Origin of the sequence: Bacillus changyiensis (assembly GCF_027706145.1) — a bacterium.
Lineage (GTDB): Bacteria > Bacillota > Bacilli > Bacillales > Bacillaceae > Bacillus > Bacillus changyiensis.
The window spans coordinates 104,324-129,841 of the sequence record NZ_JAQFWW010000007.1 but is presented as its reverse complement, the minus strand read 5'-3'; the positions used below and the strand labels follow the sequence as shown (position 1 = coordinate 129,841).

Here is a 25,518-nt window from a genome sequence, read left to right as displayed (position 1 = left end):
AGGGGTATTTTCATGTTGAAAACTTTTTTAGGTCCCAAAATAGTAATGGTAACTTTTTTGACGTTGATGGGTGCGTTTGGATTGAATTTAACAGCAGGACAGTTTTTCGCTCCGCTAAATGATACATATGGGTGGGATTTAACCACGCTGAGTTTAGCAGTATCATTGAATATGGTTACTTGGGGGATTTTCCAGCCAGTTGCGGGAAAAATGATTGATCGGTTTGGCCCAAAAACTGTCATTGCAGGTAGTGCTGCATTAATGGGGAGTGCCTTTATCCTTTCGGCAACAATCACGCAATTATGGCAGTTCTTTCTTTACTATGGTGTGCTTACTGCTATTGGTTTTGCTGGGTGTGGTTCCATGGCGAATTCGGTACTTGTATCACGGTGGTATGTGAAGAAACGAGCTAAAATGCTTTCTAGAAGCTCTATGGGGATGAATATTGGTCAGCTTATCTTGCTTCCTTTAACTGGTTTTTTAATTGCTAGCTCTAGTTTTCGGATGGCATTTGTCGTTTTAGGCTTCATTATGCTTGTTATGGTCGTTCCATGCGTGTTAATTGTCGTAAAAAATAATCCTACAGATATTGATCAAATGGCAGATGGGGATACGGTAGAATCAATTACAAAAACAAAAAGTGTTTCCTTGTCAAAAGCACTAAAAAATCGGGAGTTTTGGGTTGCAACGCTAGGATTCGCTACATGTGGTTTTACGTTATACCTAGTGACCATGCATCTTCCAAATTTTGCAGTTGATCTAGGAGGAGGGAAATCACTTGGTGGTCAATTATTAGGTATTGCTGCCTGCGGAAGTGCGATTTCGATGTGGATTACTGGGCAGTTGACACGTGTAATGGGGAAAAAGCAATTACTGATTATTTTGTACGTGGTAAGGTTGCTTGCTTTTATGTGGCTTGCTATATCACCAGGTATTTGGCAGCTATATGTGTTTGCTATTGTGTATGGAATTTCCTCCATGCCAATCATTCCGCTTGTAACAGGAATCATCGGTGATAAATTTGGGAAAAACGCAATGGGAAGTATTCTTGGATTTAGTTGGTTAATCCATCAAGTGTTTGCAGCTTTAGGAGTATTTCTTGGTGGCTACCTTCGAACAATGGCTGGCAACTATACACCTGTATTTTGGTTAGGAGCCGCTCTATTAGGACTTGGGGTAGTCCTAACGGCATTAATGAAGGAGCAAACTATATCAATTAAAAGTAAAACAGCATTGCAATAGAGATATTAGTAAATAGAAAGGATGGATGATAAATGGGTCATTATTTATTTCAACAGTTAAAATTTGTCCGGAAAGCTACAATAGAATATGTAAAAGGGATAAATAAAAAGCAATTGGAAATAATCCCTGATGGATTGAACAATAATATAAAATGGAATATAGGCCATATCTACATGGTAATGGAGAAATTTGCTTTTCAACTTACGGGTGAAAAAGCAGTTGTCCCTAATCACTTCCCTGAGCTTTTTAATCCAGGCACATCTCCAAAAGATTGGGCTATCGAAACACCAACAATCGAAGAGCTAAATGCCTTATTAAATGAACAACAAGAAAGAATGAAAGCAAATTTATCGGAAAGACTAGCGCAACCATTGCAAGAAATATATCATTCTTCTACAGGATTGCAGATTAGCAGTATTGCTGAATGTTTAAGCTTTTGTCTTTATCACGAAGGAATGCATTTTGGTGCAATCAAAGGGATTAATCAACGATTACAAAATAAAGATTTATATTGAAGAAAAACGTATGGGCCAAAGGCTGACTGTTGTTATTCAGAATAACCAAGAAGTATGAATTGCTGGTTTTATAGATAGTCAAACACCACAGGCTATTCAAACCACGGATACAATACTAGTACTTCTTGCAAAATCATATATTCGTCAAGATATGATGATGAAAGTTGTAGGTAATAATCAGCTTGATACACTATAGCGAAGGGACACCTTATTAAACGATATCGTAAAAAATAAAAAGTGATGGGGGGGATCTCACATTGTATGTACAAGTTTTTTGTTGGCATCCTCGCCGGGTTAGCACCTGATCCAGATTTTGTTATTGTGACGAAAAATACTTCGCTATTGTTACAGTTCTTGGCCATTGCCAGTGCTCTTCTATTTAGGATTTACGATTATTTTAGAAAAATGGCCTATCGTATGTAATATCATAAAACTTGCAGGGGCTTTGTATTTACATTGGTTAGGTTAGAACGCCATTCGAGCAGTTGCGGGTTCAGCAAATTTAAAGTACCCTAGGAAGGAAAAGTTACAGAAACAACCTATATGATGGCAAGGATTTTGTGAAGGGTTTTTATGTCATATTATTAAATTCTAAAGCTACTTTATTCTTTTTGAGTGTATTTTCACAATTCATAGGTTCCAATACCCCTGGTTGGATGCGCTGGATTTAACCGAACGTGAAGTCACGAGCGAAACGAGAAATATTGATACGCGGAGAGAGGACATAAACAAGCAAATTTATATACTTTAAAAGGATTTAATCTTATTTAAACGGAGTCAACAATCTCTATAATAAATTTGTTGGCCCAAAAGTGCAATCATCATTTGAAAGTGAAAACAAGAGCTATATGGAGAAAAATGAAGTTCGTCTTTTAGTTTCTGAGGGAGATTTTTGGATTATTTCCCGACTATAAAATTTCCTCTCAAGACTGAAAATCAGCAAATTTAAGGGTTTGGCCAAAAATCAATTTCCCTAGGGACTATTATGTAAACTAGGACTTGTCAAGATCCTTAAATTTTGTACCGCCTCAAAAATAAAGGAAAGCCTGAGTATCCCTCAAGCTTTAAGTAAAAGGGAATCGGTCATTCGGTACACACTTCGTGACACTCTTGATTACAATACTTTACGCATTTTTGTTTGGCTAATTGCTCTATATTCCCCACAATTCTTTGGAATAAATCAGCAGCAGGACGGCTTAGAACCTTAAACTCTGGATACGAAATGGAGGACATAGGTATCAAATCTTTTGCATTATAGGTGAGTATACCTGGGCCAAGTGATAATAAAGGCAAAGAAGGATCAGGTTCAGCAAATATGATAAAGGTAGTATTTACATTAGGCGTACTATACGGCCTTGAGAGAAAGGGGATATACAATAAAATCATCCTTTCCTGAAGAATCCGTATATATTATGCTGTTTCACTGCTTGTGTGTTAAATTATGGAATTTTTTAAGGGGTAAAAAAACGGACTCCATGTTGGGGAAATTATATTAGCGATTGTTATATATCTAATCATTAATATATGCACTGGTTTGATCGTGGTTTAGGATTCATTTTAGTTACTTTTGCATTTACAATCGCTATCACTGCATTTTGGGAATAAGGAGCTATGAATATACCTTCCAGTTTGCAGGGGGTTCCACCCATTAGTAAGGAACACTTTGATGTGACCGTCAAGGGTGTTCTTTTTTTTGTCTAAAAATCAAAATACTTTCCAAATTGCGTAACCATTGCTGTTGGTTTCCGGTAATATGAAGGTTTCCTTATGGATGGACTTATCGCTCGAAGAAAAAAGAGCTTTTCATTTGAGTTTGTGTACAACCAGGTTCATTTCGGTGTTTGGCCAGCTCTGTTGAAAATAGAACTTTTGTCATATTTTTGAACTTTCGAATTATTCTAAAGGTTCATTTACAGCCTTATAAAGATGTGTTACTATTTTGTTACTATCGTTTGGGATTATTTGATAGAATAGAGTAAAAATAGGTTCTTTACCAAACTAATACATAGAAAACAAGTCGCATTTCCGGTATCGCAGAATTTGTCGAGAAATTAACGAGAAAGAGAGCGATTTGCAAAGGCTCTTCATTGTTGCAAGTGATGATGAAGGTTACAACCACGGTGAAATGGCATTGTCTATTCTATAATCATTGTCAGGTCTGCGCGAACAATCACAAGGGTAATCAGCAAATATTACTTTCTTGAAAAAGGTTGTTCGATATGTTTAACCCTATGGCATTTGATCAATAAATCTAGGGTTTGTAGGCAAGACAACGTCAATTAATCTCTCTCGTAGGATTAAGTTTTATGTAAATGGCCGAATATTGAACTCACCAATGATCCTCAAATTTTACTAAGAACGGAGGTCGTTAAGAATTAGGAACATGATTTGCGACTGTTGGACTTTTTTCCCGAGGAATTCTGACAACGGCTTGACATGGAAACGGATACACCTAGACGAGGAATTGTTGGCGATCGCTTCTGCTGACTTCTAAGATTGCCTAAAAGACATTGCAGGGGATTCGTCACGTAAACGCCGACTCGAACACTAGCCACAAGATGCATGGAAAGAAAGATCTTTTCGTACGTTAAAGGTTTAGTTGTGACGTCCACTCCGTTGGAATACTTTGCAACCTTGAACCGCATATTGACGCTCGAAGTGACCAGCAAGTTGACGGGCAAGATCAAAGTGATCGTGTCCGCTGTGACGGACGGTTTGCAGAACATCCTAGAGTAAACGTTTAGCCGAGATCGGAGCCGTTCATGCCAAAGATGTTTTTCGACCTGTTGACAATCGTTAGCCGAACATTCGAATTTTAACATTACCGCAACATGTTGAAAGCGGTAAAAACGCGAAAGAAGGGAAATCGAATGCTGGAAAAACTTCAATCCTTGAAGCATCTGATTGGAAATACCCAATTAGTATCGTTGGAACATGATCAGGTCAATCTCTTCACCAAGTTGGAATATCAAAATTTGTCGGGAAGTGTGAAGGTAAGGCCGGCGTTCTACATTCTGGAGTCGGCGATCAAACGCGGCGAAATACATGGGCATTCCACTGTGATCGAATCGTCCTCAGGAAATTTTGCGATTGCACTTAGCACCCTATGTCAGTGGCTGGGCATTACGTTCATTCCGGTCATCGACCCGAATATAAATTCGATCTATGAAAATGTTCTGCTGTCCTTAACGGATCATGTGGAAAAAGTGATCGAACGTGATGAGACGAACGGGTTCCTTCTAACAAGGCTGCAACGCGTACAAGACCTGCTGAAGACGATACCGGATTCGTTCTGGACCAACCAATACGGCAACCCGGATGCGGTGGCCGGGCATTATTATGGTCTTGGAGATGAGATTGCCAGAAGTTTTGATGAACTCGACTACGTGTTTCTCGGAGTCAGTTCTTGCGGCACGATTGCCGGTGTTTCCAAACGGCTCAAAGAAAAATTTCCGAACATCAAAGTGGTTGCGGTTGATACGGAAGGGTCTGTGATTTTCGGAGACAAGCCCCGCAAACGGTTTATTCCGGGGATCGGTGCTAGTTTGGTGCCACCTAATCTGAAAGAGGCACAAATCGATGAAGTGATACACATCTCAGAATTGGACGCCATCGACGGGTGTCACCAGATGTTGAAGAAACACGCGCTGTTCGTAGGCGGCTCTTCCGGTAGCGTATTTGCTGGGATTCAGAACTATTTTCAAAAGAAAATGTTTGCCAAAAAGCCGAATGTCCTGTTCATTTGCGCAGACGGTGGAATGCCGTATGTGAACACCGTGTACAATCGCAACTGGGTCAACATACTGCGCGGACAGCATATCATGGCCTAACTGTCAAACATCCAACGAACAATCTGGAGGGAATATCATGAGATATTTGAACACGGACAACATCAAAAAGATTGGGATTGAATGGGACCAGACGATTGAGACGATCAGACAAGCTGTTACTACTTTGCAACAACAAGATGTCGCGCAGCCGATCAAGCCGTACCTACGTTTTCGCGCCCCCGGCAATCGGATCATCGCGATGCCGGCTTTTGTAGGGGGAGATGTTAATATGGCAGGAATTAAATGGATCGCCAGCTTCCCGAACAACATCCAGCAGGGGATCCAACGCGCTCACTCGGTGACCATCTTAAACAATGCGGACACAGGCAAGCCGTTGGCTGTTCTGAATACAGCCTTAATGAGCGGGATTCGTACCGCATCCGTCACCGGATTGATCATCCAAAAATATGATGAGCTGTATCCGCTGAAAGACGTGACTGTTGGCATTATCGGTTTTGGACCGATCGGGCAGTTGCATTTGCAAATGGTGACGGCCATCTTGGGAGACCGCATTTCCAAAGTCCTGTTGTACGACATCGCTGGGATCAAGTCAGACCTGTTTTTGGAGGATATGAAGGATCGTACGGAAGTCGTGGAGAGCTGGGAAGAAGCGTATAGGCAAGCAGACGTATTCATCACCTGCACTGTGTCTCCGAGCGGGTATATCGATCAAAAGCCGAAAGAGCGCTCGTTACTGCTCAACGTTTCCTTGCGCGATTTCAAACCGAACATTTTGGACTATACCCAATCGATCATCGTGGATGACTGGGAAGAAGTTTGTCGTGAGAACACCGATATCGAACTGATGCACCTGCAACGTGGTCTCCAAAAAAGTGACACGAAATCAATTACCGAGGTCGTGTGCGAAGATCAAATGAAAGCATTTCCAAGAAACAAGCCGATCCTCTTCAACCCGATGGGCATGGCAATCTTTGATGTGGCGATTTCGACGTACTATTACCGAAAAGCGTTAGAAAACGGTGTCGGAACCGAGTTGGCTGACTAGCATCTTCTGTAAGGGTATAAACAATATCTGGGAGTGAGGAATCTTGATTGATGTTCTCTCTAATCTAAAAATGGTCGATCGTACGTTAATCGTTTTGCATGAAGCGCATGAACCTTCCCGACTTGAAAAAACGAAACGGTCCATCCAAACGGAAGGGGTTTTACGTCACCCGCCGGTTGCAGTAGAAATGAAAAACGGGCAGTACCTGATCATCGATGGCGCCCACCGGACCTGTTCCTTGCAAGCACTAGGATGTAGCCAAATCCCTCTCCAAATTGTTAATGTGGAAGATGTGATGGTTGGAAACTGGGATCATGTCGTCCCGAGTGGAGATTTGCTGGCGTATCTGGAGAACAATCAACAAGCATTTCGAGTGGAAACCGTTCCACTGAAAGAATATGCTCTCGCGAAAGTTCAGAAGGGTGATGTTACCTACTATGTCTATCCGCTTTCATCAGAGGGACAACTTGACGCCTGGCATCAACTTGTCGATGTGTACCAACATCAATCCCGTGTCACCCGGGTACCTGCGGAGATCGAGATCAAGCTTGAGCCCAACATGTTGCGTATTTCCTATCCGACTTATACCTTGCAGGAGATTGAAGAGGTCGTACTTCAAGGCAAAGTCATGCCGGCAGGGGTGACGCGCTTTGAAATACAAGGCCGAATCTTGAATCTGCAAATCCCACTTTCGATGCTTCAAAATATTGAGACGGAACTGGAAGGATGGAACTTATTGCTCAACAGCAGAAGGAACTTATTGCGCTATTATTCCAAACCCGTCTATGTTTGTGAGACCTAATCAACTGCAAGCGATCATCCGAAAAAAGACATTCCAATCGCCGAGAATGCTTATTGGACAACCTTGCCCAAGACCTGATGAAAAGAGGTCATAACGATTTCAACAACATCTATGTAAAGTAAACATGGAGAATAGCACAGCTGATCACCATGGAAACAGAAGTTCTTAAGATTCTTCTTTACTTTCCACGTTCAATATAAAATAATTTTTTCGTGATTCTATAAGATGTGTTAATTTAATTTATCCCCTTTAGATATGCTTGTCTAAAGGGGTGTTTTTGTTTCCAAAGAAAACGAACATTTAAAGTCGTTATGTGTGTTAAAGAAGGAAGTGGGGCAGGAATTAAAAACTCAAGATGATTCTTTATCAACAAGGCCGATCAACGAGATTAATGTAAAAGAACACGATCTAAGCACATTTAAATAGTAAAGAAAAGATAGGGTTAATGCGACATAGAACTTAAAAGCTTATTTATTTACAAAAGAGAGTCCTTTTTTTGATAAGGTTTGATATGATTCTTGTAAAGGATTGTTGTTTTGAAAACAAAAAAAGGAATGAATATCAAAACAAGCTAGATAAAAATCCATTTTCGGCTCGGAGAACTTCTTGCGTCCATAAAAATACCCCGTTAATGATATGACGAGGTTGTCTATTAAGTTTATTTTTGACGAATAGAGTCCCCTTTCTTAATTAATAACCTGTGAAAACGTTGTCCTTTTTGGACATATAGACCTACTAGCGCAAATAATTGGAACTGATATTTTATCGTTCAGCTTTTTACCAACTCTGACTCGATGGACTTAGTTTTGAGGAATGATAACGTTTTTCCCCATGATGACGATAGGAGGAACAAATAATGAGTAGCATTACCAAAACACCACAACCACCATATTATGCAGTCATTTTTGCTTCGCAAAGAACAGAAGGTGACAATGGCTATGGGAAAATGGCGGACAAAATGGTAGAGTTAGCTGCTAAGCAGCCAGGATTCCTAGGCTTGGAAAGTGCTCGTGATCATCAATTAGGATTAACTGTTTCATATTGGAAATCTTTAGATGCGATCAAGAGTTGGAAGGAAAACTCAGCTCATCAGGTTGCACAAGAAAGAGGTAAAACGGAATGGTACGAAAATTTTGCATTAAGAGTTTGCAAAGTTGAGAGACAACAATTCTTTGAAATATAACTAGTGGAATCGTCACGTCAAATAAATAAGAGAAAAGGGTTAAGAAAAATTGATCCATATGAACAAACAATCAGATCGTCTTATTCTTTTGGTTCATGAGATTTATGGAATAAACCAACACATGATCGATGTCAGCCGATTGTTTTCAGAACAAGGTTTTGATCTTATATGTCCGAATCTACTGGAACGAAAGACACCTTTTGACTATAGTCAAGAGGAAATGGCCTACGATCATTTTATGAAGAACATCGGTTTTGCTCATGCTGCTGACAACATAAAAAGGCTACTAGTCGACATTCAGGACAAATATAAAAGTATTTATATTGTTGGATTTAGTGTGGGGGCAACTGTGGCTTGGTTGTGCAGTGAAGAAAAAGGTCTCAATGGAATCATTGGATACTATGGTTCGAGAATTAGGGATTATCTAGAGGTCAAACCTTCATGTCCAACACTGCTATTCTTTCCTGAAGAAGAACAATCGTTTCATGTAAATGACATCATTTCAAGGTTAGATCATGATCATATCAGTGTCCACCAGTTTAGTGGGTTACATGGATTTAGTAATCCCTATTCTTCAAGATATAATGAAAACTCAGCTCAAAAAGCGTTTAAAGAAGTCGTGAATTTTTTTAAGCAAACATCTAACAGATGATAGATCAGGATGAATTGATCAATCATCTGTTTTTTTATTGACATGTTGATAGAGTCTGGATTTTTCATTGTTAAACTCTGTTTATAAAGAAGGAGTGATATGCCAATGAATGACGATTATATTTTACAAACCAAGCTTTTAACTAAGCAATACATTTTAAACAGTGTATCAATCAATGTAAGGAAGAACACGGTTTACGGTCTTTTAGGACCAAATGGAGCGGGAAAGTCAACCCCACTAAACATAATTTGTGGTCTTCTCAAACAAACATCAGGAGAAGTCATTTTTAATGGAAACCCATGGACTAGAAAGGATTTAATTCATGGTTCTTTAATTGAGCAAAAACATAGAAATAATAAAATAATATCTGATTTGTAACCACAATGTGCTAAAATAGTGATTAAGTTTTTCCTTTTAAGGTATAATAAGGATTTTTGGGTTATTATAAGGAGACAAATCATGCGAGTTTTCTATCTTTTTTCAAGCCTTCGTGGTTTAGCTATGGGTCTTTTTTTACCTATTTGGATATTGTATCTTGCAGACTGTGGATTCGATTTACTCACCATCGGTTTGCTAGGAACTGTTTTTGAAGTAGCCAAGTTAATTTTTGAAATTCCTTCGGGAACTTTTGCTGATCGGTTTGGTGTCAAGTTGTCTATCACAGGATCTTTGTTGTTTTCAGCCTTAACATGGGCTTTGTTTCCTCTCTCAGACACTTTTATCATTTGTCTCATTGCAATGGTTACGTGGGCACTTTCAGATGCACTCATTTCAGGTTCATTTCAAACTTGGATGAGCCGTGAAACGGGTACAGAACAGTTTGGCAAGGAAATGATGAAAAATACCCAAGTGATGATCATTTTCACAACGAGCTCAAGTATTGCCAGTGGTTTTTTGTATAGTGCAAATCAAATATTGCCGTTTATTCTCACAGCTTCAGTTTATATTTTTTGGTATTTGTGGAGTTTGTTTTATATAAGAGTTCCGGAAGTCAAAGAAGATGAGCCTTACGATTCTCAAGAAACTTTTTTTCAAATATTGACTCGAAGTCTAACGCTTATTTTAAATAAACGAAGGGTCATGCTGATCGTGATTGCTGGCTTTTTTTCGGCGCTAACTTATGATACAATCGCCCGCTATTGGCAACCCTATTTAGAGACTATAGGTTTTAGTCCGAAAACATTAGGGCTTGTTATGGCGTTTGCAGGGCTATGCACGTTTATTTTATTAACGCTCATGCTGAAAGTCGAGCAAATGATTGACAGAAAGTCAATGACAGTCCTCACGATTATCGAAACGAGTGGTATGATCCTAACAGGATTATTAGCCATTGGTGTTAAACCGATTGGACTTGCATCAACCTCTATTTTATTAGCTATAGAAGATGTACGAGAACCGGTTGTTTATCATTATTTAAATCAACTTTTCCCTGATCAATATAAAACAACATTATTTTCAGTCCATTCAGGTGTGGGGGCTGCGGGAGAAATCTTGTCTGGCGTCATTTTTGGAGTTATTGCTGTTAAATTCGGTCTGGCTACTACGTTTATTGTCGCAGCAATCTGTTTGCTCCCGTGTATCATCATGTATATCGTCGTTCCAGGTATGAAAGAACAGGAAGCTGTCCAATTAGATTCTGTTCAGATTAAGGAGAACAAGTGATGTCATTTATGCTAGATCAAAAGAGTGATATCACACATCTTGGCAAGACCCTTGCTCCAGCAGAGATGAATGGGAACAGCTTCAAGCTGATTTTACTTTAAAATCCGCAAATACCCTTTCCAAGGTCCTACATCTTCCTGATATCGTTTCGCCAGCACTCTAGTTATTTGAGAGAGATGATCGAGATCATGTGCAACCCAAGTTGAGATTTGTTCTCTCAGTTTGACAATGCCGAATTCAGGATGAATTCCTGTTTGCTCTAAGTTAATCTGTGAATCAACTAAACATTGTAATTTTTCTAGGTTTTCCTGACGAAGTTTCGCAAACTCATCAAGTAATTGTTCAATCGTTTTCCCAATATTTTCTTGAAGTTGAGTAAAGCGATCAAATGGAAGGAATGTTTCAGTTTCTCCTTTGGTTATGATCATTTCGATTCGCGGTATCCAATTATGTTTTTCGCCTTCAATCAGGTGTCCGACGACATCAAAGGCATTCCAAGTTGCTTCACCTTCATTGCAGGTGATCCATGAGTTTGATAATCCATCAAGCAAATGCTGAAGTGTTTTTGGTGTGCGTTCAAGAATTTCTATTGCTTCTTTAAGTTGAAAATTCATTTCTATTAACCTCCTACCTTCAAACAAACTCAAGGCACATTATAATATATGATTTATAGCCTTAGATAGTCTTGTGATTCCCTCGTTAATTTGTTCTTCAGTTAAATGTCCATACCCTATGATAATCTTATCTACATGCATGCCTTTTTGAATGGTATGGTCTTCTACCGAATAAATTTTGACTTTGAATTTTTCAATGTTGTTTATGATTTCTTTTGTAAATTGAAGTCCTTTAAATTCAACAATTAAATGTAACCCTGTCGAATACCCAAAAATATTAACTCTGTTTGAGAATGTTTCATATAATCTTTTAATAAGGTAATCCCTCCTTTTTTTATATAATTTTTTCATTTTTAAGATATGTCTCTCCAAATATCTCTGTTCTATAAACTGTGCAAGAATAAGTTGATTAACTGTTGGTGTATGTAAATCTAAGTGTTTTTTAAGATTGCGGCATTTTTCTACAAGATGTGGTGGAAGGATTAAGTATCCTAGACGTAGTGATGGGGATAGTATGTTACTGAGTGTTCCAATATATATTACTCGTTCAGGGGCCAATCCTTGTGAAGAACTTACAGGGGTACTTTCATAACGAAATTCACTATCATAGTCATCTTCAACAAGATAACAATCTTTTTTTCTCGCATAATTGATTAAATCGATTTGACGTTCTACTGAAAGAGTTCCGCCCAAGGGAAATTGATGAGAAGGAGTGAAGAATACAAATTTTGGATTTTTGTTGGTGGGTAATAAATCTGTGTTTATTCCATTGCGATCTACCGGAATTGGATAAAGAAAAGCACCTGAACTTTTAAAGATTTTTTGTATATTGTCTTTAATAGGGTCTTCAATAACAACTTGTCCATTTGGTTTTAAAAGCAAACTAGAAACAAGTGTTAATGCTTGTACTGCCCCAGATGTAATAATCAGATGATCTGGATGACAAAAAACTTGTCTTGTTTTATTTAAATAATTTAAGATAGCCTCCCTTAATTCAATCCGACCTTCAGGTACATCATATCCAAACATAGAGGACCTAGTTTCATGCCAAGTTATATTTGATAACCTTGCCCATATTTTTCGAGGGAAGAAATCTAACGCAGGAACTCCTGAGCGGAAATCTATCATATCATTATCATTGCTAGATTTTTCATTCGATTGATTTAATTTGTATGTCTGTATTTTTTCCTGTTTTAAGTAGGTTCCTTCAGCAATGTATGATCCAGAACCCTTATATGTAACGATAAAACCTTCAGCAATTAGTTGTTCATATGCTGTTAAAATGACATTTCTAGAGACACATAAGTGAGAAGATAGCTCCCTTGTTGAAGGTAACTTTTCACCGGGTTTTATCTTTCCATTTAAAACTTGATCCCTAATATACTGGTAAACTTGTCCTGTTAAAGAAGTGGTAGAAAGACGATTAATTGGTATCAGTAACATCATGTTAGATCCTTTCTTAAAAAAGTGGTACCACAAAATTTCTTAACAAGTGGTACTAATCATCTGAATTATAGCATGTTAAAGTATAACTAAACAGAACAAACCCATTATTAAACAAAAAAGGTAAATTTGAATCGGTCTATTCATCAATTCTTGGTCTTTTTAAGGAGGTAAAGACTGTGATTAAGGAATTAGTTTATAAGTTAACGAACAATCAGTCACTGAGTTTTCAAGAAGCCTATGACTGTATGAGTGAAATACTAAAAGGAAATTTGACACCCGTTCAAATAGGGGCATTTCTTTGTGCATTATCTACGAAAGGAGAAGTAAAACAGGAATTAATGGGTTTTCTTAAAGCCATTCATGAGCAGATGGTTCAGATTGACAAAGTAGAAGATGTAGTAGATACGTGTGGTACAGGAGGTGATATGTTAGGTTCATTTAACACTTCTACTGCTGCAGCACTTGTGGCAAGTGCTGCTGGAGTAAAAGTAGCAAAATGTGGAAATCGATCATCAAGTAGTCTATGTGGTAGTGCAGATTTGTTAGAGGAGTTAGGGATTAAAATAGAATTATTACCTGATGAGGCTACAAATTGGGTAAAAGAAAGTGGTTTTGCATTCCTGTTTACTCCTAAATTTCATCCTTCCTTAAGAAAACTATCTTCTCTTAGAAAAGAAATTGGTGTGCCAACTGTATTTAATCTTTTAGGACCGCTTGGGAACCCGATGAGCCCGAAACGACATTTACTAGGTGTGTCTAACCGAACGCTTGCTCCTTTATATGCAGAATTATTATTAGAGTTAGGTGCAAAACATTCATTGGTTGTTCATGGACTTGATGGAATGGATGAGATTTCACTTAGCGCTCCATCTGAATTATATGAAATTCAGAATGGACATGTGAACAAGATGCTATTTGACCCTGCTTCATTTGGACTTGATTATATATCTCATGAAGAAATTATTGGAGGTGATGCTCATCATAATAAAAACATGTTAATAGAGCTAGTCGATGGACAAAAAAACGGTGTAAGAGAAATAGTCTGCCTAAATGCAGGAGTAACTTTAATGCTTGCGGGTCAGGCTGAAGATTTTCGCGAAGGTTTAATTTTAGCTAGAAAAGCTATCGATTCAGGTTTAGCAAAAGAAAAGCTAAATGAACTAATGGATCGAAGTAAAGAGGGAGTGAACGGTTAAAATGTTTATGCTTGATGAGATTTTGCAAAATAAAATCCAAGAAGTTGAAGCTAAGAAACAGAGTAAATCGTTGAATGAAATGAAAGTAAAGGTAGAAGATGCGAGAGCACCACGTGATTTTTATCATGCATTGCAAAAGCCGGGTATTTCCTTAATTGCTGAAGTAAAGCGTAAGTCCCCATCGAAAGGAGAATTAAGGAAAGACTTTCATGCACTTACACTAGCTCGCACATATTCAACATATGGAGCTAGCGCAATTTCCGTTCTTGCTGATGAAGTCTTTTTCGGTGGCGGGCCTCATGTTGTGCAAAGTGTTGCAAACGACCCACAAGTGAACTTACCGGTTATGTATAAAGAGTTTATTATTGATCCTTACCAGATTTTTGAAGCTCGGTCTGTAGGGGCTGACGCTGTACTGCTCATTGCTCGTATTATTGATCCTGCGTTACTGCCTGAGATGTTGTCAATCGTACACGACCTTGGAATGCAGGCTCTTGTTGAATGCTTTACTTTGGAGGAAGCAACTTTTGCGGTAAAAGCAGGAGCTAAAATAATCGGAATTAATAATCGTGATTTACAGACATTTAAAGTAAATTTAAAGCGTTCAGAAGAAATTCGTTCGATGCTGCCATCTTCAATCGTCACAGTCAGTGAGAGTGGTTTGCACAATCGTACTGATGTTCTCAAAGTAGAATCAATCGGATTTGATGCAATGCTAGTTGGTGAAGCTTTATTAAAGTCAGATGATGTAGGAAATCGAATTCAAGAGTTTTTAGGGCTTAATGAAGTCGTAAGAGAAAAAAGGTAAGAGGAGTGACGGCTAAGATGGAAGGATTTTTTGGACAGTTTGGTGGTGCATATGTTGCGGAAACATTGATTTCTAATTTAGAAGATTTGGAACGAGAGTATCGGAAAGCGAAGAAGGATATTGAGTTCAAAGAGGAACTATCCCAACTTTTAAAAGAATTTGTTGGTCGTCCAACACCGTTAACTCCTCTCAAAAGAATGACTGCAGAGAAAGGTGGGGCAAGGATATATTTGAAAAGGGAGGATTTGACACATACAGGTGCTCATAAAATAAATAACGCTTTGGCCCAAGCTTTACTAGCTAAAAAAATGGGGAAGAATCGAATTGTAGCAGAGACTGGGGCTGGACAACACGGGGTTGCAGTGGCAACTGCTGCTAGCTTACTTGGACTGAAATGTGTCATTTATATGGGTGCTGTTGATGCGGAACGACAAGCACCTAATGTTCAAAGAATGAAATTGCTTGGTGCAGAGTTGCATCTTGTAAACAATGGGCAAAAAACATTAAAAGATGCCATTAGTGAAGCTATTCGTGATTGGATATCCAATGCTAATAATACCTATTATTTACTTGGTTCAGCTGTCGGTCCTCATCCTTTTCCAACGATTGTGAGAGATTTTCAATCAGTCATTGGTGAGGAAACAAAAGCTCAGATTCTTGAGTTAGAAGGGCGTCTTCCAGATTGCGTGATCGCTTGTGTAGGTGGTGGGAGTAATGCAATTGGGATGTTTCATTCTTTTTTAGATGATCAGTCGGTCAAATTAGTGGGAGTTCAATCGGCAGGAAAAGGAATAGAAACAGATCAACATGCTGCACCACTTATTAAAGGAACATTAGGGATTGTTCAAGGTGCTCATACCTATATGTTACAAGATCAATATGGTCAAATAAAGGAAACCTATTCAATTGCACCTGGTCTTGACTACCCAGGGGTTGGTCCGCAACACAGTTATTTGAAAGATATTGGTCGTGTTCAATATACACATGTAAATGATGATGAAGCCCTTGAAGCATTTGAGTATTTGTGTAGAGCAGAAGGAATATTGCCAGCGTTGGAATCCTCACATGCTGTTGCTTATGCGTTGAAAATAGCCGGAACAATGAATGAAGAAGACATTCTGATTGTCAATTTGTCAGGTAGAGGTGACAAAGATTTAACCCAAGCTATAGATGCACTTGAAAATTTAAGAGAAAGGAGATCTTCAGACTATGAGTCGTATAAAGAATACGTTTGAGAAGCTTAAAAAAAGAAATGAAGGGGCACTTATTCCATATATTCCTGTCGGTTATCCAACCATGGAGTCATCTGAAACAGTAATTAAAACGATATGTCATGCTGGTGCTGATATTTTAGAACTAGGTGTTCCGTGCGCTGATCCTTTAGCAGATGGTCCTACAATTCAAGAAGCAAGTGCTCAAGCTTTAGAAAATGGTATAAATTTAAATGAATGTATCAAAATGGTTTGCAAGTTGCGAAGTAATGGTTTAGAAACTCCGATTGTATTAATGGGATATTGCAACTCATTTTTAGCTTATGGGTTAGATCAACTTGCTGCTGATGCTTCGAAAGCAGGTGTAGACGGATTTATCATTCCTGATTTACCTTCCATTATGGCTGATCCTTGGTTAAATGTGTTTCGTCCTTACGATCTCGATTTGATATTTTTTTTAGCACCAACAACATCAAATGATAGAATGGCTTCAGTCGTAAAAAAAAGTTCAGGGTTCTTATATTGTATATCAGTAAATGGTGTAACAGGCGAGCGAGAGAATATGTCTAAAGAATTACCCGTATTTTTAAAACATGTACGAGCGTCAACTGATTCACCTTTATGTGTAGGTTTTGGAATTTCAAGTACAAACCACGTAACTGAAGTGTGTGAGTATGCCGATGGGGCAATAGTAGGTAGCGCTCTAATTAATGTAATGAAACATGCAGCACCTAACGAGATAGAAACAGTTGTCAGAAGCTATATAGCTTCATTGAAAGAAGCAACACAAAAGAAGTTAATAACGTGATGGAGGAAACAAAATGGTCCGAGTTAAGTTTTGTGGGATCACGAACTTACAATCTGCAAAAAGTGCAATTGAAGCTGGTGCTGATGCGATCGGTTTCGTGTTTACAAATAGTAAGCGCGAGGTGACACCTGAACAAGCTAAAAACATCATCTGCCAAATACCTCCATTTGTGACAAGCGTAGGTGTATTTGTTGACGAAAGACTGGAACTTGTAAATGAAATCGCAAACTTTTGTCATTTGGATTCCATACAGTTACACGGTTTTGAGTCAGCTGAATATTGTCGCTTAGTTGAACGGCCAGTTATTAAATCAATCAAGGTTCGTCATGCTGATGATTTGGAAGATCTGCATGTGTATGAAGAAGTTGTTAGAGGAATTCTTTTTGATTCGCACGTTCATGGGAAATCTGGCGGAACGGGTAAGTCGTTTCCATGGGAACACATCGTTTCCATTCAAGATAAAAGTAAAGTGATCCTTGCTGGGGGATTAAATGTTGACAATATTGAGGAAGCCATTTTAAAAACACGTCCCTATGCAGTAGATGTTAGTAGTGGCATAGAGACCAACAATGTGAAAGATCCTCTTAAGATGCATGAGTTTGTTAACCGTGTAAGAAACTGCGTCATGAAGATCAGTTCTGATAAATAGAGAGGGGGATAACAATGCAACAATCTTTAATTATCGGTTTTGGAAAGGCAGGTCGTGAGTTGCATTTACATTGTCTGCGTAAAGCCTATTCTGATCATTCTCATACCAACCTCTTCGACCAAAAAATAGGCGTTGTCGATCCATATGTTAAGCCATCTGACTTTGAAAAAGAAGATATTCAGTTTTTTTCAAACATAGAGGAAGTAGCTGGTTTTGATCCTAAAAACACTGTTGTACACATTTGTACACCACCTGAAGTGCATAGTGAAACTTTAAAGCAAGTGGCTGAGCTAGGTTTTACGAAATGTATGATGGAAAAACCACTTGCAACTAGCAAAGAAGAACTAGCAAGCATACATGAGGTGATTGAAAAGTTCTCTATTGACCTTTTAGTTGTTGCCAATTGGTTATCGAGCACCTTGACCTCTCGGTTAGTCGAAATCATTAAAACGAAAACATATGGACAGCTTTTGCATATCGTTGCAGAACAAAACAAGGCAAGATTATCACGAACGATGAGTAACCATAGCCATGGAAGCGCATTTGATGTTGAGATACCGCATCTTATGGCACTTGCTCTTTATTTAGGTGGGACAGATGTTGCAGTCGTTTCAGCAAAGGTTGATGATATGCATATTGGTAATCTTACAGTTCCTCATATGGGGCAGGCTAATATATCTTTATTGCATCACAATGGTATGACTTCTGAATTACTGTCAAACTTAAAAAATCCGATTCGTGAACGTTGTATCCGTCTATATTTTAAAGAGCACAGGGTGTTAGGCTATTATCCAAGTAGTAAAGATGATAGTTACTCATGGATTAAAATATATTCAGCTTCAGGAAAACTTATGGAAGAACGTGTGATGTATGATGATCCACTTTCGTCTGTTTTTACAGAATATTATCAATATTTTGATGGATCTAAAGAAAAGCCGGTTAGCGATGTACAATTTAATTCGCATATTGTTAAAGCAATTTGTCAAGCTAAGGAATCATGCGGATTGATGTTTACTGAGAAAGATGAGGTGATCATATGAGTGTTCCTTTTTATTCCAATCGAAATTCTTTTGAAAAGCAATGGCCACTCATTTCTTCTAAGTTGGATGAAGTTCTTCATCAAGGAAAGTTCACAAATGGTCCGATTGTGAGGGAATTAGAAAGAGAAATACAGGTTTTTACAGGTGCGAAGTATGCTATTGCTGTTGGGAATGCAACAGAAGCTTTAGTGATTATGCTGAAAGCAGCAGGCATTGGAGCTGGTGATGAAGTGATTGTCCCTTGTTTTTCTTTTTTTGCATCAGCCTCTAGCATAGCTCATGTTGGTGCCGTACCTGTTTTTTGTGATATTGACCCAGTAACATACAGCATCAAAATAGCTGATATTGAAAGCAAAATAACAAAGCGGACAAAAGCCATTATGCCGGTTCATTTATTTACCCAAATGGCTGACATGGTAGCTATTCGTGAAATAGCAGAAAAGCATCATTTATTGATACTTGAAGATAGTGCCGAAGCCATCTCAATGTTCAATGATGGGACTCATTCTGGTTTAGTTGGAACAGCTGGTGTTCTGTCCTTTTTCCCTACAAAAACTCTTGGTGCAATCGGTGATGCAGGTATGCTTTTAACAAATGACGATCATATTGCACATCAAGCACGACTATTAAGGGCTCATGGTCAAGAGGAAGGTAGACCTTATATTCATCAAGTAATTGGTTATAACAGCCGCATGGATGATATTCAAGCAGCTGTCCTTCTTGTAAAGCTAAAGTATTTACAAGGTGAGATCGCTAGACGTGCATATTTAGCTCGACTTTATGATCAATTGCTCGGTATATTACCACAAATTCAGACACCGGTTATTAAAGAGCGGGAAGATGTTGCAAACCCCGTTTACTATGTTTATTTAATTGAAGCGGAACAGAGAGATTCATTAATGACTTATTTAGCAGAACATGGAATTGGCACCGAAACATACTATCCAACTCCATTACACACGCAACCTTGTTTTTCAGAACTAGGCTATAAATCCGGTAGTATGCCCAATGCTGAACAAGCATGTACTCGAACAGTTGGTCTACCAATGTATCCTGATTTAACAGAAATAAAGGTGCGAGAGGTCTGTGAGGTTATTCAAAAGTTTTACAAACAGGGGGGTAAATGATGAAAGTCCCATTTTTTAATTACCCAGCACGCTATGCAGAAGATCACGAAACCATCAAAAATATAGTCTATCAAATCGGAACATCTGATGATTTCATTTTGAAAGAAAACGTATTGGAACTGGAAGAAAAAATACGTAACTATACCGGAGCGAAACACGCCATTGCTACATCAAATGGAACCAGTGCATTGACGATTATATTACGTGCGATGGGAGTCGGCCCGGGAGTGGATGTGCTTACTCCAGCATTCTCTTTTATCTCAACGGCAAGCACAATTGTGTTATTAGGAGGACGACCAATATTTGTAGATGTCGATCCATTGACTGGAATGATGGATCCATGTGATTTAGAAGCTAAGATTACTCCACAGAGTAAAGTGATCATTCCAACTCATCTGTTTTCAGTTATGGCTGATATGTCGGCAATTTATAACATTGCCAAGAAAAATCATTTATTGGTACTTGAAGACAGTGCTGTTTCTCTTGGAGCACGCATGAATGGTAAGATGGCAGGCATGTTAGGTGATGTAGGGTTATACTCTTTCTTCCCAGCAAAACCACTTGGCGGTATAGGTGATGGGGCAATCATTGTGACGAATAACGATGAGCTTGGGAAGATGTGCTGGATGCTAAGAAATCATGGACAGGATGGGATCAATCGTTTTGTCCATCATCATCTTGGCTATAATCATCGAATGGATGAAACGGTAGCTGCATATTTAGTTCACAAATTAAGTCGATATGATCAATTGCTTGCACGCCGTTCGAAGATTGGTAGTGATTACAATGAAGCATTTAAAGATTTATATCCGCAGATTCAAGTAGTCAATGAAACAGCCTATGATCGTGTGTATTATACGTATGTTCTCCAAGTGGAGAATCGTGATAATTTCCGTCAGTTCCTGCATGAGAAAGGGATTGAAACACAGATTTATTACCCGCTTGCCTTACCATTACAACCGGCTTTTTCCTTTCTGAAGCATCAAGAAGGTGATTTTCCAGTGGCGGAAGGAATAGCTAAACGTTCAATTGCTATACCGCTTTATGCAGAAATGCCAGACGAACATATCGAGTATGTTGTGCAAAGTGTATTACAGTTTGTATCGGTTGTGAATGCACATGTCTAAAATTGCGAATGCGCTATCAGGGATTAGTGATGAGGCTGGGGCATCAATTGATGTGCAAATCAAAGCACATCTAAAACTGGGTTGGAAAGAGATCGAGCTGCGTTCAGTAAATGGGATACCTCTATATCAACTAGATCGCTCTACATTTGAACAATTACGACATAAGTTATCGTTAGCTGAACTTAAAGTGACGGCGGTCGCATCAAGCATTGGCAACTGGGGAAGGTCAATCCATTCTCCATTTGCGGATGATATAGAAGAGCTAAAAATACTTTCAGACAGGATGAATCGACTCGGAGGTAAATATGTAAGAATCATGTCATACCCAAATGACGGGCTAATAGAAGAAGAGTGGCGTAACCGTGTGGTTGAACGAATGTATGAATTATCAATGCTTGCTGAAACATCAGATATTGTCCTACTTCATGAAAATTGTGCTGGTTGGGGAGGTATTTCAGCAGAAAATACGCTCTATTTAATAGAAAAAGTGAATCACCCTGCACTAAGGTTGCTGTTTGATACTGGAAATGGGATTGCATACCATTATAATTCCTATGAGTTCTTACAAAAAACATATCAATATGTAGAACATGTTCATATCAAGGATGGTCTATTGCAAAATGAGGAAACTGTATATACATTTCCTGGGCAAGGACACTCTCAGGTGAAAGAATGCTTACAATTGTTAAAAACTCATCATTACAAAGGGATTTTTTCCATAGAACCACATTTACATCTGATCCCTCATTTAGGAAAAGGTGGGACAACAGATTCATTTATGGATTCATATATTGAATATGGTCACCATTTAGAGGCACTTTTAGATGAACTTTCAACAAAAGAGAGAATTCATCATGAGTAAACAAGTGTTCACAACAGATTATATCAATTTGCTGTTAGCTCTACTCCATATCAATACGGTCACACCGATGGAAACAGGGGTAAAATCTGAGACATTAAAGGCGCAACAATTATACGCAGATTATGCTTTGAGTCAATTTAATGGAATGTGTGACATTGTCTATCATGCATCCTCAAATCCCCATGTACTTCAGTCAGAACATATTCCTCTCACTATTCGTGAGAGAGCTAGACAAATGGGAGATCTATTTTGGAACAATCAACCTAACCTCGTTCTTCGATTTGGTAAAGAACGTTCTATAGAAGAGACGCTGATGTTTAATTTTCATATGGATACAGTTGCTGGTTTATTACCTGTCACTTTTGATGGAAAGAAGTTTTGCGGGCGGGGAGCTGTTGATATGAAAGGTCCCGGTGTGGCAGTGTTAGCAGGTATTGAAGCAGCACTAAACCAAAAGAATGATCTACTAGATGATCTTTCAATAGTAGTTCAATGTGTATCAGGAGAAGAAGGTGGTGCTATGGGAATATACGGTACCAAATCGTTAGTTGAACAAGGATATTTCGGTCGATTTAATTTATTTGTAGAGCCATCTGACGGTGTTTACTTTGATCATTCTAGTACTTCTATGACAGCACGAATAGATGTCATTGGAAATGATTCAACAGATGATGCACCACATAATGGGCATAATGCGACACTGCTTTTAGGATATTTATCACAATGGTTACTGAAAAAATTGTCTACTCGAATTGAAGAACGAGGAGGAAAAATGTGTCTAGCAGGTGTTCATACAGGACATATGCATAATAAAGTTTTTGGGACAGGACAGCTCCTCATGAACTTTGCTTATGTAGAAAACAAAGATGGTGACCGCATCAAAAATTGGGTTGAAACAGAAGTTGATCAGGCATTAACACATTTCAGGCAAGAATTTTCAGCGCTTCCGTCTGCTTTGTTGACAGTGAAAGAAACACAGGATATATGTCGGTTAACATGGATGAAACACGGTTTACCAGTGCTGAGCAACCGTAACTTAGAAATAGAACAGTTTTTAGGTCAGCTTGGTTTCGTAAGAAACTCAGAGAAACAATTAAATAATGCTTTTACTTGTGATGCAATGTGGGCTCAGCGTTCAGATATCTATACAGTTGTTTATGGACCTGGCAGCTTGAACCATAACAATGCACATGCTGAAGGTGAATTTATTACATTAAAAGAGCTTGAGGCGTATTCGTCTAACATTGGGGATTTACTTGTTGCATACAGTAACCTATCGCTGAAGAAGGAGCTGAGAATATGAGTACTAACCATTTTGTAAACATCCAAAAAAATGATTTGCGTCATTTTATAAAAGAGGTCTTCATTTCTCAAGGACTATTAGATGAACACAGTCAAACTGCTGCTGAAGTACTATGTTATGCAGATGAACATGGTTTTACTACACATGGCGTTACTAATTTAAGAAATGTCTATTTAGAACGGTTAATGGATGGACGTATCAATCCTAAAGCAGAATTCTCTATAGCTACAGAATCGCCTGGTACAGCTGTCATTGACGCTCATCATGGTCTAGGTTTAGTAGCTGGCGATTATGCTGTAAATGTCGCTATTCAAAAAGCAAAAGAGGTCGGGGTCGGATGTGTCGTTGTTCGTCAAAGTTCTCATTTTGGCAGTGCTGGATACTATACAAATCTAGCGCTTAAAAACGGTATGATAGGAATAGCAATGACAAATCTTGGTTCCCAAACGATTGCCCGCCCTTTAGGTGGTTCAGTGAACATGATTGGGACCAATCCTATTGCCATGAGTGCACCTGCAAAAAAAGTACCACCTTTCGTACTTGACATGAGTACCACCGTTGTTGCGACTGGAAAGATTAGAGATGCTCAACGCCGGGGAGAATCGATACCCGAAGGTTGGTTAATTGATGATCACGGTCAGCCACAAATCGACCCCAATACATACTTCGAGGGAACAGGTCATCTTCAGATGCTTGGGGGGGCGCTAGCAACAGGAGGAGCAAAAGGATATGGCTTAGGTTTATTGGTCGATATCCTTTGCGGTGTGCTTTCTGGCGCAAATGTAGGTCCAGATCCACAAATATTACAAACAGAACAAAGTGATGATCATTCAAAAAAAGATCAAAACATTGGCCACTTTTTTCTCGTATTAAATGTGGAAGCATTTCGTCCTCTGTTAGAGTTTCAAGGTCAAATTGATTCAATGCTAGAAACATTATTAAACTGTCCGACTACTTCTGATTCAAACCAAGTTGTTTATCCAGGATACTTAGAATCAATGAGAAAGAACCAATCTGAGTTAGTCGCAATCGATAGAAATGTTTTCGAAGATTTATCAACATTAGGAACCCAATTTGGTATTACTATACCTGAAATTGAAAAGGTGGTCACACACTCATGAGTCTTAAAATTGGTATAATCGGAATGGGAGTTATTTCTAAATTTTATGTTTTTGCTTTACAAAATAAACTGAACGATCCTTTATTAACTGCAGTTTGTGACCTCAATGTTGAAAGACTTGAAAATTTTAACGATAGTGAAGTTTTGTGTTTCTCTAATTACCATGATCTATTAACCAGGGAAGATATTGATGCAGTGATTGTAAATGTTCCGAATGATAAACATTTTGAAATATGTCGAGATGCTTTAAAAGCTAGAAAACATGTATGTTGCGAAAAACCATTGACTTTAACTTTAAAAGAAGCTGAGGAACTGGTTGCTATTTCTCGTGAAATGAATGTTACTTTGTTCACAGCGTTTCATCGGAGATACAATATTCATTTTGTTCAAGCGGTAGAGATGTTGACATCTAAAGAAGAGATTGCTGCAGTTCATGCTAGTTATTTAGAGTTGATTGAAGAACACGCAGGGGAAGATAAGTGGTATTTGCAGCCAGAACGATGCGGTGGTGGATGTGTTGCAGATAATGGACCGAACGTATTTGATACACTCTCATTCTTTTTAGGGAAAATGAGGGTGCAAGCTGCAAATATTATCCGTGATGAACATCATGTTGACATCAAAGCATCTATTCAGTTAATCACAAATTCAGATATTAAAGTACATGTAGAACTTGATTGGGGTTATCTTCATGGTGAGAAAAAGGATGTTCTTATTATGTTAAAGAATGGTCAAAAGATTTATGTCGATATGCTGGAAGAATTTCCTGAATTTAAGTCGTCTCTATACCATGAATATGAGCAAATTTTACTTGATTTCAAAAGGCAAATAGAGCTGGGAAATTGTCATGGAGAAGCAGGTTTAGATGCTGTCCGATTGGTACAAGAAACGTATGAAACGGAGAATCTAAAAATATGAAGCTCGTAAACAAGAGAATTGTCAAAGGTGTTTTTGTTAAATTACTATTTCACAAACAAAGGGACAGAGGGATGAGATTAATAGATTTCGAAACACGCTGTGTACAACAGGGGGAGATTCACGAGATCGTAACAACAACACACAAAAATGCTAAAAGTGGTGACACCATAAATGAAGTTGGCTTTCTTGGTTTTGCAGAAATGAACTGTGGCGGCGTGGTTGAGCGCGGAGATCAAGTCATTATAAACAATACGGTAATAGGTCATGTTTTAGGTTTTGATGAATGTCATTTTCCTAATCATTACAATATTTTAATTGCTGTAGAACAAACAATGACCGCCGAAGAACTTCATATCTCGGTTGAATCTGAAATTATTTTTGGAGGGTAGTGAAATTC

General features: G+C 38.5%; 25 protein-coding genes. 23 read left to right on the top strand and 2 right to left on the bottom strand.

Annotation, left to right across the window (positions count from 1 at the left end; all coding sequences use genetic code 11):
• Window positions 1-12: 12 nt before the first annotated feature.
• From PDT38_RS17365 to PDT38_RS17325, 10 genes are all read left to right on the top strand, one after another.
• On the top strand, window positions 13-1,242 hold the full coding sequence (locus PDT38_RS17365) for an MFS transporter (RefSeq protein ID WP_270803358.1): 1,230 nt from the start codon (window positions 13-15) through the stop codon (window positions 1,240-1,242).
• A 32-nt stretch (window positions 1,243-1,274) separates the two neighbouring features.
• Window positions 1,275-1,757, top strand: a complete 483-nt coding sequence (locus PDT38_RS17360) for a DinB family protein (protein WP_270803357.1) — start codon at window positions 1,275-1,277, stop codon at window positions 1,755-1,757.
• Between the two features lie 367 nt (window positions 1,758-2,124).
• The gene (locus PDT38_RS19540) at window positions 2,125-2,226 is read left to right on the top strand and encodes a LysE family transporter (RefSeq protein WP_394356308.1); all 102 of its coding nucleotides are present in this window, start codon (window positions 2,125-2,127) and stop codon (window positions 2,224-2,226) included.
• Between the two features lie 2,401 nt (window positions 2,227-4,627).
• Window positions 4,628-5,587, top strand: a complete 960-nt coding sequence (sbnA, locus tag PDT38_RS17355; RefSeq protein WP_270803356.1) for a 2,3-diaminopropionate biosynthesis protein SbnA — start codon at window positions 4,628-4,630, stop codon at window positions 5,585-5,587.
• Between the two features lie 37 nt (window positions 5,588-5,624).
• Window positions 5,625-6,593, top strand: coding sequence for a 2,3-diaminopropionate biosynthesis protein SbnB (gene sbnB / locus PDT38_RS17350; RefSeq protein WP_270803355.1), 969 nt, complete (start codon window positions 5,625-5,627; stop codon window positions 6,591-6,593).
• A gap of 43 nt (window positions 6,594-6,636) precedes the next feature.
• Entirely contained in the window at window positions 6,637-7,395 is a 759-nt protein-coding gene (locus tag PDT38_RS17345; RefSeq protein WP_270803354.1) for a ParB N-terminal domain-containing protein, read from the top strand.
• Between the two features lie 856 nt (window positions 7,396-8,251).
• Complete coding sequence (locus PDT38_RS17340; RefSeq protein WP_270803353.1) at window positions 8,252-8,578, top strand: antibiotic biosynthesis monooxygenase family protein; 327 nt, start codon at window positions 8,252-8,254, stop codon at window positions 8,576-8,578.
• A gap of 49 nt (window positions 8,579-8,627) precedes the next feature.
• The gene (locus PDT38_RS17335) at window positions 8,628-9,230 is read left to right on the top strand and encodes a dienelactone hydrolase family protein (protein ID WP_270803352.1); all 603 of its coding nucleotides are present in this window, start codon (window positions 8,628-8,630) and stop codon (window positions 9,228-9,230) included.
• Between the two features lie 105 nt (window positions 9,231-9,335).
• Window positions 9,336-9,608: an ATP-binding cassette domain-containing protein gene (locus tag PDT38_RS17330; protein ID WP_270803351.1), complete on the top strand. Its 273-nt coding sequence runs from the start codon at window positions 9,336-9,338 to the stop codon at window positions 9,606-9,608.
• Between the two features lie 81 nt (window positions 9,609-9,689).
• Window positions 9,690-10,892: an MFS transporter gene (locus tag PDT38_RS17325; protein ID WP_270803350.1), complete on the top strand. Its 1,203-nt coding sequence runs from the start codon at window positions 9,690-9,692 to the stop codon at window positions 10,890-10,892.
• 92 nt (window positions 10,893-10,984) lie between these two features.
• Here the strand turns inward: PDT38_RS17325 and PDT38_RS17320 are convergent, their stop codons facing one another.
• Both PDT38_RS17320 and pdxR read right to left on the bottom strand, forming a co-directional pair.
• Window positions 10,985-11,506, bottom strand: coding sequence for a DinB family protein (locus tag PDT38_RS17320; protein WP_270803349.1), 522 nt, complete (start codon window positions 11,504-11,506; stop codon window positions 10,985-10,987).
• A 39-nt stretch (window positions 11,507-11,545) separates the two neighbouring features.
• Window positions 11,546-12,949 (bottom strand): MocR-like pyridoxine biosynthesis transcription factor PdxR, encoded by a 1,404-nt coding sequence (pdxR, locus tag PDT38_RS17315; protein WP_270803385.1) that lies wholly within the window; start codon window positions 12,947-12,949, stop codon window positions 11,546-11,548.
• A 179-nt stretch (window positions 12,950-13,128) separates the two neighbouring features.
• Between pdxR and trpD the strand changes: the two genes are divergently transcribed.
• From trpD to PDT38_RS17250, 13 genes are read left to right on the top strand one after another with little or no spacing between them, the layout of a single operon-like run.
• On the top strand, window positions 13,129-14,148 hold the full coding sequence (gene trpD / locus PDT38_RS17310; protein ID WP_270803348.1) for an anthranilate phosphoribosyltransferase: 1,020 nt from the start codon (window positions 13,129-13,131) through the stop codon (window positions 14,146-14,148).
• Between the two features lies 1 nt (window position 14,149).
• Entirely contained in the window at window positions 14,150-14,956 is an 807-nt protein-coding gene (gene trpC, locus PDT38_RS17305; protein WP_270803347.1) for an indole-3-glycerol phosphate synthase TrpC, read from the top strand.
• Window positions 14,957-14,973: 17 nt separating this feature from the next.
• Window positions 14,974-16,191: a tryptophan synthase subunit beta gene (gene trpB, locus PDT38_RS17300; RefSeq protein ID WP_270803346.1), complete on the top strand. Its 1,218-nt coding sequence runs from the start codon at window positions 14,974-14,976 to the stop codon at window positions 16,189-16,191.
• Complete coding sequence (gene trpA, locus PDT38_RS17295) at window positions 16,166-16,975, top strand: tryptophan synthase subunit alpha (protein ID WP_270803345.1); 810 nt, start codon at window positions 16,166-16,168, stop codon at window positions 16,973-16,975. The genes trpB and trpA overlap by 26 nt, the downstream gene beginning before the upstream one ends.
• A gap of 13 nt (window positions 16,976-16,988) precedes the next feature.
• The gene (locus PDT38_RS17290; protein ID WP_270803344.1) at window positions 16,989-17,624 is read left to right on the top strand and encodes a phosphoribosylanthranilate isomerase; all 636 of its coding nucleotides are present in this window, start codon (window positions 16,989-16,991) and stop codon (window positions 17,622-17,624) included.
• Window positions 17,625-17,638: 14 nt separating this feature from the next.
• Window positions 17,639-18,664, top strand: coding sequence for a Gfo/Idh/MocA family protein (locus PDT38_RS17285; RefSeq protein WP_270803343.1), 1,026 nt, complete (start codon window positions 17,639-17,641; stop codon window positions 18,662-18,664).
• Complete coding sequence (locus tag PDT38_RS17280) at window positions 18,661-19,791, top strand: DegT/DnrJ/EryC1/StrS family aminotransferase (protein WP_270803342.1); 1,131 nt, start codon at window positions 18,661-18,663, stop codon at window positions 19,789-19,791. Before PDT38_RS17285 ends, PDT38_RS17280 begins: the two co-directional genes overlap by 4 nt.
• On the top strand, window positions 19,791-20,918 hold the full coding sequence (locus PDT38_RS17275) for a DegT/DnrJ/EryC1/StrS family aminotransferase (RefSeq protein WP_270803341.1): 1,128 nt from the start codon (window positions 19,791-19,793) through the stop codon (window positions 20,916-20,918). Before PDT38_RS17280 ends, PDT38_RS17275 begins: the two co-directional genes overlap by 1 nt.
• Entirely contained in the window at window positions 20,911-21,780 is an 870-nt protein-coding gene (locus PDT38_RS17270; protein WP_270803340.1) for a sugar phosphate isomerase/epimerase family protein, read from the top strand. Before PDT38_RS17275 ends, PDT38_RS17270 begins: the two co-directional genes overlap by 8 nt.
• A complete protein-coding gene (locus tag PDT38_RS17265; RefSeq protein WP_270803339.1) occupies window positions 21,773-23,083 on the top strand; it encodes a M20/M25/M40 family metallo-hydrolase in 1,311 nt (436 codons plus the stop codon). Before PDT38_RS17270 ends, PDT38_RS17265 begins: the two co-directional genes overlap by 8 nt.
• Window positions 23,080-24,204: an Ldh family oxidoreductase gene (locus PDT38_RS17260; RefSeq protein WP_270803338.1), complete on the top strand. Its 1,125-nt coding sequence runs from the start codon at window positions 23,080-23,082 to the stop codon at window positions 24,202-24,204. The genes PDT38_RS17265 and PDT38_RS17260 overlap by 4 nt, the downstream gene beginning before the upstream one ends.
• Window positions 24,201-25,121 carry a Gfo/Idh/MocA family protein gene (locus PDT38_RS17255; RefSeq protein WP_270803337.1) on the top strand — a complete coding sequence of 307 codons (921 nt, stop codon included), beginning with the start codon at window positions 24,201-24,203 and terminating at the stop codon, window positions 25,119-25,121. The genes PDT38_RS17260 and PDT38_RS17255 overlap by 4 nt, the downstream gene beginning before the upstream one ends.
• A complete protein-coding gene (locus tag PDT38_RS17250; protein ID WP_270803336.1) occupies window positions 25,118-25,510 on the top strand; it encodes a DUF6917 domain-containing protein in 393 nt (130 codons plus the stop codon). Before PDT38_RS17255 ends, PDT38_RS17250 begins: the two co-directional genes overlap by 4 nt.
• Window positions 25,511-25,518: the final 8 nt, after the last annotated feature.

Excerpts from the sequence above, each read along its gene's own strand:
- PDT38_RS17365 (WP_270803358.1), top strand. The coding sequence starts at position 13 with ATGTTGAAAACTTTTTTAGGTCCCAAAATAGTAATGGTAACTTTTTTG.
- PDT38_RS17360 (WP_270803357.1), top strand. The coding sequence starts at position 1,275 with ATGGGTCATTATTTATTTCAACAGTTAAAATTTGTCCGGAAAGCTACA.
- sbnA (WP_270803356.1), top strand. The coding sequence starts at position 4,628 with ATGCTGGAAAAACTTCAATCCTTGAAGCATCTGATTGGAAATACCCAA.
- sbnB (WP_270803355.1), top strand. The coding sequence starts at position 5,625 with ATGAGATATTTGAACACGGACAACATCAAAAAGATTGGGATTGAATGG.
- PDT38_RS17340 (WP_270803353.1), top strand. The coding sequence starts at position 8,252 with ATGAGTAGCATTACCAAAACACCACAACCACCATATTATGCAGTCATT.
- PDT38_RS17330 (WP_270803351.1), top strand. The coding sequence starts at position 9,336 with ATGAATGACGATTATATTTTACAAACCAAGCTTTTAACTAAGCAATAC.
- PDT38_RS17325 (WP_270803350.1), top strand. The coding sequence starts at position 9,690 with ATGCGAGTTTTCTATCTTTTTTCAAGCCTTCGTGGTTTAGCTATGGGT.
- PDT38_RS17320 (WP_270803349.1), bottom strand. The coding sequence starts at position 11,506 with ATGAATTTTCAACTTAAAGAAGCAATAGAAATTCTTGAACGCACACCA.
- pdxR (WP_270803385.1), bottom strand. The coding sequence starts at position 12,949 with ATGTTACTGATACCAATTAATCGTCTTTCTACCACTTCTTTAACAGGA.
- trpC (WP_270803347.1), top strand. The coding sequence starts at position 14,150 with ATGTTTATGCTTGATGAGATTTTGCAAAATAAAATCCAAGAAGTTGAA.
- trpB (WP_270803346.1), top strand. The coding sequence starts at position 14,974 with ATGGAAGGATTTTTTGGACAGTTTGGTGGTGCATATGTTGCGGAAACA.
- trpA (WP_270803345.1), top strand. The coding sequence starts at position 16,166 with ATGAGTCGTATAAAGAATACGTTTGAGAAGCTTAAAAAAAGAAATGAA.
- PDT38_RS17290 (WP_270803344.1), top strand. The coding sequence starts at position 16,989 with ATGGTCCGAGTTAAGTTTTGTGGGATCACGAACTTACAATCTGCAAAA.
- PDT38_RS17285 (WP_270803343.1), top strand. The coding sequence starts at position 17,639 with ATGCAACAATCTTTAATTATCGGTTTTGGAAAGGCAGGTCGTGAGTTG.
- PDT38_RS17280 (WP_270803342.1), top strand. The coding sequence starts at position 18,661 with ATGAGTGTTCCTTTTTATTCCAATCGAAATTCTTTTGAAAAGCAATGG.
- PDT38_RS17275 (WP_270803341.1), top strand. The coding sequence starts at position 19,791 with ATGAAAGTCCCATTTTTTAATTACCCAGCACGCTATGCAGAAGATCAC.
- PDT38_RS17270 (WP_270803340.1), top strand. The coding sequence starts at position 20,911 with ATGTCTAAAATTGCGAATGCGCTATCAGGGATTAGTGATGAGGCTGGG.
- PDT38_RS17265 (WP_270803339.1), top strand. The coding sequence starts at position 21,773 with ATGAGTAAACAAGTGTTCACAACAGATTATATCAATTTGCTGTTAGCT.
- PDT38_RS17260 (WP_270803338.1), top strand. The coding sequence starts at position 23,080 with ATGAGTACTAACCATTTTGTAAACATCCAAAAAAATGATTTGCGTCAT.
- PDT38_RS17255 (WP_270803337.1), top strand. The coding sequence starts at position 24,201 with ATGAGTCTTAAAATTGGTATAATCGGAATGGGAGTTATTTCTAAATTT.
- PDT38_RS17250 (WP_270803336.1), top strand. The coding sequence starts at position 25,118 with ATGAAGCTCGTAAACAAGAGAATTGTCAAAGGTGTTTTTGTTAAATTA.